12 protein-coding genes are annotated in these 14,389 nt (G+C 71.8%); 10 read left to right on the top strand and 2 right to left on the bottom strand.

The window, feature by feature from the left end; translation table 11 throughout:
* Positions 1-6 precede the first annotated feature (6 nt).
* Positions 7-1,584: a winged helix-turn-helix domain-containing tetratricopeptide repeat protein gene (locus H288_RS0103595; RefSeq protein ID WP_020091226.1), complete on the bottom strand. Its 1,578-nt coding sequence runs from the start codon at positions 1,582-1,584 to the stop codon at positions 7-9.
* A gap of 203 nt (positions 1,585-1,787) precedes the next feature.
* Between H288_RS0103595 and H288_RS0103590 the strand changes: the two genes are divergently transcribed.
* The 6 genes from H288_RS0103590 to phnE (H288_RS0103565) all read left to right on the top strand — a co-directional run bounded on the left by H288_RS0103590 (position 1,788) and on the right by phnE (H288_RS0103565) (position 7,088).
* A complete protein-coding gene (locus H288_RS0103590; RefSeq protein ID WP_020091225.1) occupies positions 1,788-2,837 on the top strand; it encodes an alpha/beta hydrolase in 1,050 nt (349 codons plus the stop codon).
* Positions 2,838-2,902: 65 nt separating this feature from the next.
* Entirely contained in the window at positions 2,903-3,415 is a 513-nt protein-coding gene (locus H288_RS0103585; protein WP_103984688.1) for a cytochrome P460 family protein, read from the top strand.
* A 190-nt stretch (positions 3,416-3,605) separates the two neighbouring features.
* Positions 3,606-4,628: a phosphate/phosphite/phosphonate ABC transporter substrate-binding protein gene (phnD, locus tag H288_RS0103580; RefSeq protein ID WP_020091223.1), complete on the top strand. Its 1,023-nt coding sequence runs from the start codon at positions 3,606-3,608 to the stop codon at positions 4,626-4,628.
* Positions 4,629-4,636: 8 nt separating this feature from the next.
* The gene (gene phnC / locus H288_RS0103575) at positions 4,637-5,470 is read left to right on the top strand and encodes a phosphonate ABC transporter ATP-binding protein (RefSeq protein WP_199778761.1); all 834 of its coding nucleotides are present in this window, start codon (positions 4,637-4,639) and stop codon (positions 5,468-5,470) included.
* Positions 5,467-6,276 (top strand): phosphonate ABC transporter, permease protein PhnE, encoded by an 810-nt coding sequence (gene phnE, locus H288_RS0103570; protein ID WP_020091221.1) that lies wholly within the window; start codon positions 5,467-5,469, stop codon positions 6,274-6,276. Before phnC ends, phnE (H288_RS0103570) begins: the two co-directional genes overlap by 4 nt.
* Positions 6,273-7,088 carry a phosphonate ABC transporter, permease protein PhnE gene (gene phnE / locus H288_RS0103565; protein WP_020091220.1) on the top strand — a complete coding sequence of 272 codons (816 nt, stop codon included), beginning with the start codon at positions 6,273-6,275 and terminating at the stop codon, positions 7,086-7,088. The genes phnE (H288_RS0103570) and phnE (H288_RS0103565) overlap by 4 nt, the downstream gene beginning before the upstream one ends.
* Before the next feature lie 12 nt (positions 7,089-7,100).
* Here phnE (H288_RS0103565) and H288_RS0103560 read toward each other — a convergent pair whose 3' ends face one another.
* On the bottom strand, positions 7,101-8,522 hold the full coding sequence (locus H288_RS0103560; RefSeq protein WP_020091219.1) for a M20 family metallopeptidase: 1,422 nt from the start codon (positions 8,520-8,522) through the stop codon (positions 7,101-7,103).
* Positions 8,523-8,843: 321 nt separating this feature from the next.
* Here H288_RS0103560 and H288_RS0103555 point away from each other — a divergent pair, with 321 nt between their 5' ends.
* From H288_RS0103555 to H288_RS0103540, 4 genes are read left to right on the top strand one after another with little or no spacing between them, the layout of a single operon-like run.
* Positions 8,844-10,634, top strand: a complete 1,791-nt coding sequence (locus H288_RS0103555; RefSeq protein WP_020091218.1) for a peptide ABC transporter substrate-binding protein — start codon at positions 8,844-8,846, stop codon at positions 10,632-10,634.
* Between the two features lie 16 nt (positions 10,635-10,650).
* Complete coding sequence (locus tag H288_RS0103550; RefSeq protein WP_020091217.1) at positions 10,651-11,610, top strand: ABC transporter permease; 960 nt, start codon at positions 10,651-10,653, stop codon at positions 11,608-11,610.
* On the top strand, positions 11,576-12,508 hold the full coding sequence (locus H288_RS0103545) for an ABC transporter permease (RefSeq protein WP_012321500.1): 933 nt from the start codon (positions 11,576-11,578) through the stop codon (positions 12,506-12,508). Before H288_RS0103550 ends, H288_RS0103545 begins: the two co-directional genes overlap by 35 nt.
* Before the next feature lie 2 nt (positions 12,509-12,510).
* Positions 12,511-14,370 (top strand): ABC transporter ATP-binding protein, encoded by a 1,860-nt coding sequence (locus tag H288_RS0103540; RefSeq protein WP_043711987.1) that lies wholly within the window; start codon positions 12,511-12,513, stop codon positions 14,368-14,370.
* Positions 14,371-14,389 lie beyond the last annotated feature (19 nt).

Genomic DNA, 14,389 nt, shown 5'->3' with positions numbered 1-14,389 from the left:
CCCCGCTCAGGCGGGCAGGCCGGCTTCGGCCAGCGCCTCGGCGTATCGCTGCCCCAGGGCGGCGACCGGGAAGGGGATCCGCGCCAGGAAGCCCGAGACCGTCAATCCGGGCTCGATCGCCAGGAGCTCGGCGACCGCCGGCCGGGCGCGCTCCGGCTGGCCGAGCCCGACATGGGCCACGGCGAGCGCCCGCAGGGCGACGGCGAAGCGCCGGTTCTGCGCCAGCGCCCGCTCAGCCCACCGGATCGCCTCGGGATAGTCGGCCTCGCTGACCGCCGCGACCGCCATCACGCCCGACATCAGCCAGCCGCGCGGATCCCGCGGGTTGAGCTGCAGCGCCCGCTCGACCATGGCGCGTCCCGCCTCCGCGCGGCCGCACATGGTCTCGATCCAGCCCGCGAGGGTGAGCGCCAGGGCGGAGTTCGGGTTGACGAGCAGCGCGCGGCCGAACAGGTCGCGCGCCCGGTCCCGCCCGGTCTCCGACATGTTCCAGACCGCGAAGGCCGCCATCCACAGCACCTGCGCGTCCCCGGGCGCGCGCTCGACCGCGCCCCAGGCCAGCCGCACGGCCGCCGCGCGCTCCGCCTCGCCCTGCGCGATCCAGCCCTGGAAATGGCACTGCGCCCGGCAATAGGCCGCCGCGGCCATCGCCGGGGCGTAGCCCGGGTCGAGCGCCAGGGCCTCGTCCAAGTGATCGAGCGCCGCCGCCATGCCGGCGGCGGTGAAGTCGGCGAGCCGGGCATTGGCCCGGAGCAGCCGGTCGTAGGCGTCCGGATGGGCCGGCGCGTCGCGGCCGAGCCGGCCGATCTCCGCCAGCTGGAGGGTGGGCTCGATCGCGGCGGCGGCGCGCGCGGCGACCTTCTCCTGCAGGGCGAAGACGTCGTCGAGCCCGCCGTCGAAGCTGTCGGCCCAGAGATGGGCGCCGGTCCCGGCATCGACCAGCTGGCCGGTGATTCGCAGGCGCGACCCGCCGCGGCGCACGCTGCCGGCGACCACGTAGCCGACGCCGAGCTCCTGCCCGACCCGGCGCACGTCGATCGCCGCGCCCCGGTAGGTGAAGGTCGAGTTGCGCGCGATCACGAACAGGCCGCTAACGCGGGACAGCGCCGTGATGATCTCCTCGGTGATCCCGTCGGCGAAGTAGGCCTGCTCCGGATCCGCGCTCATGTTGGTGAAGGGCAGGACCGCCACCGCGGGTAGGCGCGGCCCGGTGCGCCACGTGACGCTCGCCTCCGCCGCGTCTTCCGGAGCGATCCCGGGCGAGACCTCCGATGCGGCCTCCCGCACGGCGCCGACGAAGCGCACGCCCTTGCGCGGGAGCGTCCGGATCCAGCGCTGCTCGGTTCCGGTGTCGCCGATCGCCGTCCGGGCCGCGTTGATCCGGCTGCCGAGGGTCGCCTCGGAGACGATGCGCCCGTTCCAGACCGCCTCCAGCAGGTCGTCGCGGCTCACCACCCGGTCGCGCCGCTCGATCAGCACCCGCAGGAGGTCGAAGACCTGCGGCTCGACGGCGATCTCGGCGCCGTCCCGGCTGAGCTCGCGCCGCGCAGAATCGAGGGTGAAGGGTCCGAACCGGTAGATCACGGGGCGTTCCTGGGCGGGGCCATGTCCGCGTTCCGCGCCCTGCTCACCGAACCGGTCTCCGCGGCGGAGGGCGCTCTAGCACGGGCCCGGGCGGGCATAAATCATGGGCCTCTGAAGGTGTCCTCAAGGTCCTCTCAAAGCGCGGTGTCGAGCATCGGGATAGATTTCGCTCCATCGAAGACTTTCCGACGAGGGAGCCGTCCATGGCCCGCGAGACCGATCCCGACACATCCGCCTGGAGCCGCCGCCGCCTCCTGAAGAGCGCGGTAGCCACCGCCGCCCTCGCCGAGCTCGGCCTCGGCGGGACCGCGCGGGCGCAGGGTGCCGCGGTCCCCGGCGCCCCGGTCCCCGGCGCCATGCCGGGCGTCCTGAAGCAGGTCGAGGCCGGCGTGCTCGACGTCGGCTACGTCGAGGCCGGTCCCGCCGACGGGCCGGCGGTCATCCTGCTGCACGGCTGGCCCTACGACATCCACGCCTTCGCGGAGGTCGTTCCGATCCTCACGGCGGCCGGGCACCGGGTGATCGTGCCGTACCTGCGCGGCTACGGCACCACCCGTTTCCTGGCGTCGGACACGGTCCGGAACGGCGAGCAGGCGGCACTCGCGGTGGACGTCATCGCCCTGATGGACGCCCTGAAGATCCCCCAGGCCGTCCTGGGCGGCTTCGACTGGGGCGCGCGGACGGCCGACATCGTCGCGGCGCTGTGGCCGGAGCGGTGCCGGGCGCTGGTGGCGGTCAGCGGCTACCTGATCGGCAACCAGGAGGCCGGCAAGAAGCCGCTGCCGCCGCGGGCCGAGCTGTCCTGGTGGTACCAGTTCTACTTCGCCACCAGCCGGGGGCGGGCCGGCTACGAGGCCTACCGCGCCGACTTCGCCAAGCTGATCTGGCAGACCGCCTCGCCGCGCTGGCGCTTCGACGACGCCACCTTCGCGCGGAGCGCCCCGGCCCTCGACAACCCGGATCACGTCAGCATCGTCATCCACAATTACCGCTGGCGGATGGGCCTCGCCGAGGGCGAGCGCCGGTACGACGCGCTGGAGAGCCGCCTCGCGCAGGCGCCCACGATCGGCGTGCCGACCATCACCCTGGAGGGCGACGCGAACGGCGCCCCGCATCCGGATCCCGCCAGCTACGCGGCCAAGTTCACCGGACGCTACGCGCACCGGCTGATCACCGGCGGGATCGGCCACAACCTCCCGCAGGAAGCCCCGCGCGCCTTCGCGCAGGCCGTGATCGACGCGGCCGCGGCCTGACCGCGCCGGCGCGGCCGGATCATCCCCGGACACACGATCATCCCGAGACGATGACGGAGGTTGCCATGCGGTTCCTGGCTGTCGCGCTGCCGGCCCTGCTCGCTGCGGGCCTGATTTTGGGAGGCTCCGCGGTGCGCGCCGTGGATGCCGGGACCGCCCCGGCGGCCTCGCCGATCTACGGCGTCACCGTCCCGGACGGGTACCGCGCCTGGCAGCTCGTCGGCGTCGCGCAGGAGACCGGGGCCCTCGACGAACTGCGCGCCGTGGTCGGCAACGCGCGGGCGCTGGACGCCTACCGGTCGGGCACCCTGCCGTTCCCGGACGGGACGGTGCTGGTGAAGCGCGCCTGGACGCGGGTGCCGTCCGCGGAGTTCGCCCCGGCCTTCGTGCCCGGCGGCGCCACGACGGTTCAGGTCATGGTGAAGGATTCGCGGCGCTACGCGGCGACGGGGGGCTGGGGGTTCGGGCGCTTCGTCGACGGCAAGCCCGCGGACGCGGCCCAGCACGAGACCTGCTTCGCCTGCCACAGCGCGAATGTCCGGGACCACGACTACGTGTTCACGCGGCTCGCGCCCTGAGGCTGGCTGCCACCCGGACGGCCGCCACGACGCCCCTGTCAGCGCGCGGCTTCCCTCAACGTCCGCTCGCTGTCGCGCCTTGCGTCTCCCGTCAGCCGGCGCCTACACCTTTGCCGGCTCAAGCTCGGCCCGGACCGGGCGGGACATGACGGCGCCGGCCCGAGGCACGGCCCCGCAGGGAGGATAGCGCGTGACGATCGCCCGATACGGCGCAGCCCTGGCGCTGCTCTGCGGCTTCGGTTTCCTGTCGCCCTTGAGGGCCGACGAGTGCCCCAACCGCGGCCAGCTCGACGACGCCTACTGCGACGCCAACAAGGACCTCGTCGCCGACGTTCCGGCCAAGACCCGCGACCCGAGCGTGATCGTCTTCGCCTACACGCCGGTGGAGGATCCCGCGGTCTACGAGAATTCGTTCAAGCCGTTCACGACCTACCTGAGCCAGTGCACCGGCAAGCGCGTCGTCTACTACCCGGTCCAGTCGAACTCCGCCGAGATCGAGGCGATGCGCTCCGGCCGGCTCACGGTGGCGGGCTTCTCGACCGGACCTCTCGGCTTCGCGGTGAACATGGCCGGCGCGATCCCGTTCGCCGCCAAGGGCACCGAGAAGGGCGCCGAGGGCTACAACCTGATCGTCGTGGTGAAGGCGAGCAGCCCGTACAAGACACTGGCCGACCTCAAGGGCAAGCGCGTGGCCCACACGGCGCCGTCGTCGAATTCCGGCAACCTCGCGCCCAAGGCGCTGTTCCCCGAGCAGGGGCTGAAGCCCGGCGAGGACTACAAGCTCATCTACTCGGGCGGCCACGACAAGTCGGCGCTGGGCGTCGGCACCGGCGACTACGACGCCGCCCCTGTGGCCTCCGACGTATTCTACCGGATGGTCGCCCGCGGGACGATCAAGGGCGACGATTACCGGGTGATCTACACGAGCGAGAAGTTCCCGACCTCGGGGTTCGCCTACGCCCACGATCTCAAGCCGGAACTCGCCGAGAAGCTGAAGCAGTGCTTCTACGACTTCCGCTTCCCGCCCGACATGGTGAAGGATTTCGAGGGCGACGACCGGTTCGCGCCGATCACCTACCTCAAAGACTGGGCGATCGTCCGCAAGGTCGCGGAGGAATCGGGCACGCCGTACAACAAGGTCGCCTACGAGCGCGAGGCCGCCCGCGAGGCCGAGGCGGCACGCAAGAAGGCCGCGGGCGCGCCCAAGCCGTGACTCAGGCGTTGACGTCGGCCGTGACGGCGAGGAGCGCGGCGCGCGCGGTGGCGGCCGGACTCGAGGGCGATCCCCGGGCGGAGGATCCGCGCGCGCTGGTGATCCGGGGGCTGACCAAGGCGTACCGGGCCGGCCAGCCGGTCCTGAAGGGCATCGACCTCGTGGTGCCGGGCACTGGGCTCACGGCGATCATCGGGCCGTCCGGTACCGGCAAGAGCACCCTGATCCGCTGCATCAACCGGCTGGTCCAGCCGACCTCGGGGGAGATCCTGTTCCGGGGCGAGGACCTCGCCCGGCTCTCCGGCCCCGCCCTGCGCCGGGCGCGCCGCCGGATCGGGATGGTGTTCCAGGAGTACAATCTCGTCGAGCGCCTCTCGGTGATGGAGAACCTGCTCTGCGGCCGCCTCGGCTACGTGCCGGCCTGGCGCGCGTGGCTGCGGCGCTTCCCCGAGGCGGACATCGCCCGCGCCTTCGACCTCCTCGACGCGGTCGGCTTGTCGGGCTTCGCCACCCGCCGGGCCGACGCCCTGTCGGGCGGGCAGCGCCAGCGCGTCGGCATCGCCCGGGCGATCATGCAGGAGCCCGAGATCGTGCTCGCCGACGAGCCGACCTCGTCCCTCGACCCGAAGAGCTCCGTCGAGATCATGGAGATCCTGTCCCGGCTCGCGGCCGAGCGCGGCGTGCCGGTGGTGGTCAACATCCACAACGTGGCGCTCGCCCAGCGCTTCGCCGCCCGGATCGTCGGCATGTCGGGCGGGCACGTGGTCTATGACGGGCCGCCGGACCGGCTGAGCGAGGCCGACCTGCGCGGCATCTACGGCGGCGAGAACTGGCTCGAATGAGCGCGCCCGCCCGCCCGGCCTCCCCCGACGCCTCCCCCGACCGCGTCGCGTTCCGGCCCAACTGGACCGCCCGCGCCGGCTGGGCGCTCCTCGCCGCCTACGCGGTCTACGCGGCGACCCAGCTCGGCTTCTCGCCCGAGCGCTTCGCCGGCGGCCTCGCCCACGGGCAGCAGTTCCTGGCCCGGATGTTCCCGCCGAACTTCTCCCGCTGGGAGCTGATCCAGTCGGGGATCCTCGAGAGCCTGCAGATCGCCGTGATCGCCACGGTGGTCGGCATCGCGGTCGCCCTGCCGATCGGATTCCTGGCGGCCCGCAACCTGATGCCGCCCTGGGTGACGTGGCCGACCCGCATCCTGATCGCGCTCTGCCGGTCGTTCCACCCGATCATCGTGGCGATCCTGTTCGTGAAGGCGATCGGGTTCGGGGCGCTCGCTGGCGTCATGGCGCTGATCGTCGCCTCGGTGGGCTTCATCGCCAAGCTGTTCGCCGAGGCGATCGAGGAGATCTCCCTGAAGCAGGTCGAGGCGGTGCGGGCGACCGGCGCCGGCTTCCTGTCGACCCTGATCATGGGCGTGCAGCCGCAGGTGCTGCCGCGCTTCATCGGCTTCGCCACCTACCAGCTCGATTCCAACCTGCGGAACTCGACCATGGTGGGCATCGTCGGCGGCGGCGGCATCGGAGCGACGCTGTTCACCGCCTACCAGCGCTTCGACTTCGACGTGGTGCTGGCGATCCTGATCGTCATCGTCGCCCTGATCATGGTGGCCGAGATCGTCTCCGGCTGGGCCCGCAAGGTGTTCCAGTGAGCGTCGCCCTCGCGCCCGCGTCCGCCGACCCGCGCCGCTGGCAGCGCTTCCCCCTGTGGAAGCGGCTGGCGCGGCTCGCCTTCACGCTCTGCGCGGTGGCGGCCTTCGTGGCGAGCCTGCGCACCATCGAGGTGATCCCGGAATTCCTCTACGACGCCCCCGACCAGCTCGCCGACCTGTTCGGCCGGATGTGGCCGATGGATGCCGGCTATGTCGGGCCGACCCTGCGGGCGCTGGTGGAGACGCTCCACATCGCGACGCTCGGCACCCTGATCGCCATCGCGATCGCGGTGCCGATCGGGCTGATGGCGGCCCGCAACGTCACGCCCAACCGCGCGCTGAACCTCTTCGCCAAGTTCGTGTTCGTGACCTCGCGCTCGGTGAACTCCCTGGTCTGGGCGCTGCTGTTCGTGGCGGTGTTCGGCCCCGGTCCGCTGGCCGGGACCCTGGCGATCGCGCTCCGCTCCGTCGGCTTCACCGGCAAGCTGTTCGCCGAGGCGCTGGAGGAGGCCAATCGCGGCTCGATCGAGGCCCTGCAGGCCGCGGGTGCCGGCCGGATGTCGACTTTGCTGCTCGGCTACTGGCCGCAGGTGAAGCCGGCCTTCTGGTCGATCGCGCTGTTCCGCTGGGACATCAACATCCGCGAATCCGCCGTGCTGGGGCTGGTCGGCGCGGGCGGCATCGGCGTCGCGCTCGATACCGCCCTGAACCTGCTCTACTGGGACCAAGTCGCCGTGGTGCTCGCCGCGATCTTCGGCGTCGTCATCCTGGCCGAGATCGTCGTGACGGCGCTCCGCGCCCGGACGCTCTGAGACGGGCCCCGGTCAGCGCCCCAGCGACATGCCGAGCGGCGGCTCGACCTCCGCCGGCAGCGGCGAGACGTAGCCCGCCGCGCCGACCCGGCGGGCGAGATCCGCCTTGGCGGCGTCGCGGAGGGCCGCGTCGGTCACCGCCCGGGCCCCGGTGGCGGCCATCGCCTTGGCGACCTGCACCATCGCCTTGTGGGCCGCGGGGGTCTTGCCCTGCGCCACCACCTGCCAGGTGTGGAACGGCGTGCCGATGGCCACCGTGGGCGCGTGGGCCTGGACGGTCGGCACCACCCAGCTGACGTCGCCGACGTCGGTGGACCCCACCGCCGGGTTGCGCAACGCGTCGAGGGGCACGAGGAAGTCGGCAAGCGGCGCCTCGGTGCGCGGCAGCCCGATGGCGCGAAATACGGCATCGATGTCGCCGTCGGTGAGCGTCGCGCGGATCTTCCCGGCGAAATCCCGGTCGGAATCGTCGAAATGCGGCGGCCCGAGCTCCTCCATCACGCCGTGCAGCGCCTGCTCCAGTGGCGTATTGCCCAGCAGGTTCGACACCGCGCTGACGATCCGCACCTCGACTGCGGTCTCGGTCATCAGGGCGGCGCCCTGCGCGATCTTCTTCACACGCTCGACCAGCGCCAGCATGCCCGGGAGGTCGCGGGCCCGGATCGAGTAGCGCACCGTCGCGCCGGCCTGGACGACGTTCGGGGCGATGCCGCCGGCGTCGAGATAGGCGTAGTGGACCCGCGCGTCGGACGGCATGTGCTCGCGCATGTAGTTCACGCCGACGCTCATCAGCTCGACGGCGTCGAGCGCCGAGCGCCCGAGATGGGGCGCGGCCGCCGCGTGGGCGGTGCGGCCGGTGAAGACGAAGTCGGCCCGGGTGTTGGCGAGGGCGACCGGCGGTGCCACCTCCCAGAAGCTGCCCGGATGCCAGGTGATCGCGATGTCGGCGTCCGCGAAGGCGCCGGCGCGGACCATGAAGGCCTTGGCGGCGCCGCCTTCCTCCGCCGGGCAGCCGTAGTAGCGCACGCGGCCGGGCGTCCCGGTCTCGGCGAGCCAGTCCTTCAGCGCGGTGGCGGCGAGCAGAGCCGCCGAGCCGAGGAGGTTGTGGCCGCAGCCGTGGCCGTGCCCGCCCGCCTCCACCGGCCGGTGCTCGGCGACGCCGGCCTCCTGCGACAGGCCCGGCAGGGCGTCGTACTCGCCGAGGAACGCGATGACCGGCCCGCCGTCCCCGGCCTCGCCCATCACGGCGGTCGGGATGCCGGCGACTGCCTCGGTGACCCGGAAGCCCTGGTGGCGCAGTTCGGCGACGTGCTCGGCGCAGGAGCGGCTCTCCGTGTAGCAGACCTCCGGCATGCCCCAGACCCGCTCGGACAGGGCGATCAGCCGTTCCGACTGCGCGTCGACGTGGCGCCACACGGCGTTGCGGTTGTCCATCGGGTCCACTCCGGGAAAGCTGCGCGTCGAGGTCGCGCCACCATAGCGGGCTCCGCGCCGTCTTCGCGAGCGCAGCGAAGCGACCCAGGGTTGCGCGCCCTCGTGAAGCGTGGCGCCGCTGGATTGCTTCGCTCCGCTCGCAAGGACGGACACGGCGCGAGCCCCGCTGCTGCCTGACCGCATGCACCGCCCAGGCCATGCTCCTGCCCGAACCAAGCATCCGTCAACACGTTCCGATTGAACCGTCACTGGCCCGCCCCTTGCCAAGGCCGCTGCCGGAATGTTGCTGTGCCTGTCACGGCGGTAAACGGGAAAGCGTACATGGACGAGCGGGATCTGCGCGGCCTCATCGGGCAGGTGAAGGACGGCCGCCTGTCGCGGCGCGCTTTCGTGCAGCGGATGGTGGCTGTGGGCCTCACCGCGCCCATGGCCGGGCTGATGCTGGCCGGGAACGGGGTCGCGATGGCGGCCGATATCCGGGCCGGCTACAAGCCGACCAAGGCCGGCGGCGGCGGCGCGCTCAAGCTGCTCTGGTGGCAGGCGCCGACGCTGATCAACCCGCATTTCGCCGTCGGCACCAAGGACCAGGACGCCTCGCGGATCTTCTACGAGCCGCTCGCCGCCTGGGACGCGGACGGCAACCTCGTGCCGGTGCTCGCCGCCTCGATCCCGTCCAAGGAGAACGGGGCGCTCGCCGCCGACGGCCGCTCGGTTGTCTGGACGCTCAAGCCCGGCGTGAAGTGGCACGACGGCAAGCCGCTCACCGCCGACGACCTCGTCTTCACCTGGGAATATGCCCGCGACCCCGCCACCGCGGCGGTGACGGCCGGCTCCTATAAGGATTGCAAGGTCGAGAAGGTCGACGACCTCAGCGTCCGGGTTCTGTTCGACAAGCCCACGCCCTACTGGTGCGACGCCTACGTGGGCATCGTCGGGATGGTGCTGCCCAAGCACCTGTTCGGACCCTACAGCGGCGCCAAGTCCCGGGACGCGCCGCAGAACCTCGCCCCGGTGGGCACCGGCCCGTACCGGTTCGTGGAGTTCCGGCCCGGCGACATCGTCCGCGGGGAGCGCAACCCCGACTACCACCTGCCGAACCGGCCGTATTTTGACACGGTCGAGATGAAGGGCGGCGGCGACGCGGTCTCGGCCGCCCGCGCCGTGCTCCAGACCGGCGAGTACGACTACGCCTGGAACATGCTGATCGAGGACGAGGTGCTGAAGCGCCTGGAGACCGGCGGCAAGGGCCGGGTTGACGTGGTCTACGGCGGCAAGCTCGAGTTCCTGCTCCTCAACGCCGCCGACCCGAACGTCGAGGTCGACGGCGAGCGCGCCTCGATCACCACCAAGCACCCCGCCTTCTCCGACCCGAAGGTGTGCCAGGCGATGAACCTCTTGGTCGACCGCAAGTCGATCCAGACCTACATCTACGGCCGCACCGGCAAGCCCACCGCAAACACGGTCAACGGCCCGGAGCGCTTCGTCTCGAAGAACACGAGCTTCGCCTTCGACCCGGTCAAGGCCAACGCGCTCCTCGACGAGGCCGGCTGGAAGAAGGGCTCGGACGGCATCCGCGCCAAGGACGGCAAGAAGCTCAAGCTGGTCTTCCAGACCTCGATCAACGCCCCGCGTCAGAAGACCCAGGCGATCATCAAGCAGGCGGCCGCCAAGGCCGGCATCGAGATCGAGCTGAAATCGGTGACCGGCTCGGTGTTCTTCTCCTCCGACCCGGCCAACCCCGACACCTGCACGCATTTCTACGCCGACATGGAGATGTACGCCTACAGCATGACCCAGGCCGATCCGGCGATCTGGCTGCTCATGTACGCCTCCTGGGAGGTGGCCCAGAAGGCCAACAAGTGGCAGGGTCGCAACGTCGTGCGCTGGCGCAACGACGCCTACGACAAGGCCTACAACGCCGCCCAGAGCGAGCTCGACCCGGTCAAGCGCGCGGCGCTGCTGATCACCTGCAACGACCTCGCGGTCTCCGAGAACGTGCTGCCGCTGATCCACCGCGCCGAGGTCTCGGCGGTGGGCGCGACGCTGACGGCGCCCCGCAGCGGCTGGGACAACGACCTGTCGTTCCTGCCCGACTGGTACAGGGAGGCCTGAGCGGGAGCGCCGCGCCATGGGCGCCTACATCCTGCGACGGCTCCTGATCGCGATCCCGAGCCTGCTCGGCATCAGCCTGATCCTGTTCACCGTCCTGGCGCTCGCGCCGGGCGACCCGTTCGGCGAGCTCGCCAGCAACCCGAACGTGCCCCCGGAGGTGCGGGCGGCGCTCCGCGTCAAGTTCGGCCTCGATGACCCGATCCTTACCCGCTACCTGCACTGGCTCACCGCCATGCTGCAGGGCGACTGGGGCTTCTCCTTCGCCAGCCGGGTGAACGTCGACACGCTGATCCTGCAGCGGCTGCCGACGACCCTGTTCATCGTCGGCTCCTCCCAGGTTCTGGCGCTGCTGATCGCCGTACCGGTGGGCCTCTACGCGGCGCGGCGGCCCTACTCGCTCGCCGACCAAGTCGCCAACACCCTGGCCTTCGTGGGCTTCTCGCTGCCGACCTTCTTCACCGGCCTGCTGTTCATCCTGCTGTTCTCGATCAAGCTCGGCTGGCTGCCCTTCGTCTACCAGGCCGACCTGCCGGGAACCGGGTTGCCCTGGGTCTGGGCGAATGTCCGGCAGGCGATCATGCCGGTGGCGGTGCTGGGCTTCTTCCAGGCCGCCTCCTACACCCGGTACGTGCGCGCCTCGGCGCTGGACGTCGCCCGCCTCGACTACGTCACCACGGCCCGCGCCAAGGGCCTGCCCGAGGGCACGGTGACCCGCCGGCACATCGCCCGCAACGCCCTGATCCCGGTGGTGACGCTCGTCGCCCTCCAGATCCCCGCGGTGTTCGGCGGCGCCATCGTCACCGAGCAGATCTTCCGGATCCCCGGCATCGGCTCGCTGCTGATCGACGCGATGCTGTCCAACGACACGCCGGTGGTGATGGCGGTGACCTTCGTGTTCGCCGGCCTCGTCATCCTGTTCAACCTCGTCGCGGACCTGCTCTATGGCTGGCTCGACCCTCGCATCGCCCTCCGATGAGGCGGTGCCCGTCGCCCGCGCGCCGGCCTCGCCGGGGCGGGAGACGTGGCGGCGCTTCCGGCGGCACCGGCTGGCGCTCGCCAGCGTCGGCGTGCTGGCGCTCCTCGTCGCCGGCGTGGTGTTCGGCGGCCTGCTCTGGCCGGTCGCCATCGACGACATCGACTTCGCGGCCCAGCTCCAGGGCCCGTCCTGGGACCACCCGTTCGGCACCGACGATCTCGGCCAGGACCTGCTCGCCCGGATGATCTACGGCGGCCGGATCTCGCTCGCGGTCGGCTTCGCCGCCATGGCGGTGGCGAGCCTGATCGGGGTGCTGGTCGGCGCGCTCGCCGGCATGTCGCGCCGGTTCCTCGACCCGGTGCTGATGTGGCTGACCGACCTGTTCCTGTCGCTGCCGCAGCTGCCGCTGCTGCTCCTCGTGATCTACCTGTTCCGCGACAGCCTGAAGGCCGTGTTCGGCAGCCAGGGCGGTGTGTTCCTGATGATCGTCGCGGTGATCGGGGGCCTGCGCTGGATGCCGGTGGCCCGGCTGGTGCGGGCGCAGTTCCTGTCCCTGCGCGAGAAGGAGTTCGTGGAGGCGGCCCGCTCGCAGGGGGCGACGACCGGGCACCTCGTGCGCCGCCACATCCTGCCGAACGCGCTCGGTCCGGTGATCGTGGCGGCCTCGATCGAGGTCTCGTCCGCGATCATCGCGGAATCGACGCTGTCCTTCCTGGGGCTCGGCTTCCCGCCCGACATCCCGACCTGGGGGCGGCTCCTGTTCGACGCCAAGGACCATCTCGACGTCGCCCCGCACTGGGCGCTGTTTCCCGGCGGCGCGATCTTCCTCACGGTGCTGTCGATCAACTTCATCGGCGACGGCCTGCGCGACGCCCTCGACCCGCGACGGGTTCTCTAGCGATGGCGGATCCAGTGGACCCGATCCTCTCGGTCTCAGACCTCACCGTCTCCTTCCGCTCGGACGGGCGCTGGCGCGAGGTCGTGCACGGCGTCTCGTTCGACGTGGGCCCGCGCGAGACCGTGGCCCTCGTCGGCGAATCCGGCTCCGGCAAGAGCGTCAGCGCCCTCTCGATCCTGCGCCTCCTGCCGCGGGACGCGAGCCGTATCGGCGGGCGCGTGCGCTTCGAGAGCCGCGAGCTGCTCGCCGCCCCCGAGGCCGAGATGCGGCGGGTGCGCGGCGATTCCATCGCCATGATCTTCCAGGAGCCGATGACCTCCCTGAACCCGGTCCTGACCATCGGCTTCCAGATCGCCGAGGCGCTGATCCGCCACCGGGGCCTGTCGCGGTCCGCGGCCGAGGCGGAGGCGCTCCGGCTCCTCGACAAGGTCCGGATCCCGGCCGCCCGGTCGCGCCTGCACGAGTACCCGCACCGCTTCTCCGGCGGCATGCGCCAGCGGGTGATGATCGCCATGGCGCTCGCCTGCCGGCCGAAGCTCCTCATCGCCGACGAGCCGACCACGGCGCTCGACGTCACGATCCAGGCCCAGATCCTCGACCTCATCAAGAGCCTGCAGGACGAGGAGGGCATGTCGGTCCTGTTCATCACCCACGACATGGGCGTGGTCGCCGAGATCGCCGACCGCACCGTGGTGATGTACCGGGGCCGCGCCGTGGAGGCCGGCCCGACCGCGCGGATTTTTTCCGAACCCACCGAGCCTTATACGCGGGCGCTGCTGGCCGCGGTCCCGCGCCTCGGGACCATGGCGGGCCGGGCCCGCCCGATGCGCTTCCCGGTGGTCGACCGGGCCACCGGCCTCGCGGCACCGACGCCCGAGACCCCCGACACCGTCAGGGCCGCCGAGCGCCCGGTGCTGGAGGTGCGCGACCTGACCACCCGGTTCGACATCCGCTCCGGGCTGCTCGGCCGCGTGACCGGCCGCGTCCACGCGGTGGAGCGGGTCTCGTTCAGCCTCGCGGCCGGCGAGACCCTGGCGCTCGTCGGCGAATCCGGCTGCGGCAAGTCCACCACCGGGCGCTCGATCCTGCGCCTCGTCGAGCCGCTCTCGGGCTCGGTCCTGCTCGACGGCGAGGACATCACGGGCCTCGATGCCGGCACCCTCCGCGCCCGCCGCCAGCGCATGCAGATGATCTTCCAGGACCCATTCGCCAGCCTCGACCCGCGCCTGAGCGTCGGTGCGGCGGTGGCGGAGCCGCTGCTGATCAACCGCATCGCCGCGCCTCGCGAGGCCCGGCGGCGGGCGGAGGATCTGCTCGCCCGGGTCGGGCTTCCGCCCGAGACCGCCGCGCGCTTCCCGCACGAGTTCTCCGGCGGCCAGCGCCAGCGCATCTGCATCGCCCGCGCGCTCGCCCTGAACCCCCGCCTGATCGTCGCCGACGAGGCGGTCTCGGCGCTCGACGTCTCGGTGAAGGCGCAGGTCGTGAACCTGATGCTCGACCTGCAGGCGGAGCTCGGCCTCGCCTACCTGTTCATCTCGCACGACATGGCGGTGGTCGAGCGGGTCAGCCACCGGGTGGCGGTGATGTATCTCGGCGAGATCGTGGAGATCGGCCCCCGGGCCGCGATCTTCGGCGATCCGCGGCACCCCTACACGAAGAAGCTGCTCGCCGCGGTGCCCGTGCCGGATCCGGCCCGGCGGGGCGAGCGGCACGCGCTGCCGGACGACGAGATCCGCAGCCCGATCCGGCCCCCCGACTACGTGCCGCCGGAGCGCCTCTACCGGGAGGTCGCGCCCGGCCACGTCGTGCAGGACTGGGGCACCGAGTGGGACGCGGGCGCCCGCCAGGGCGCGGCCGCCTGAAGCCGGCGGCCCGGACCCT

Source organism: Methylobacterium sp. 285MFTsu5.1 (assembly GCF_000383455.1).
Taxonomy (GTDB): Bacteria; Pseudomonadota; Alphaproteobacteria; order Rhizobiales; family Beijerinckiaceae; genus Methylobacterium.
The sequence above is the reverse complement of the archived record's forward strand: the minus strand, read 5'-3'. Positions and strand labels throughout refer to the sequence as shown.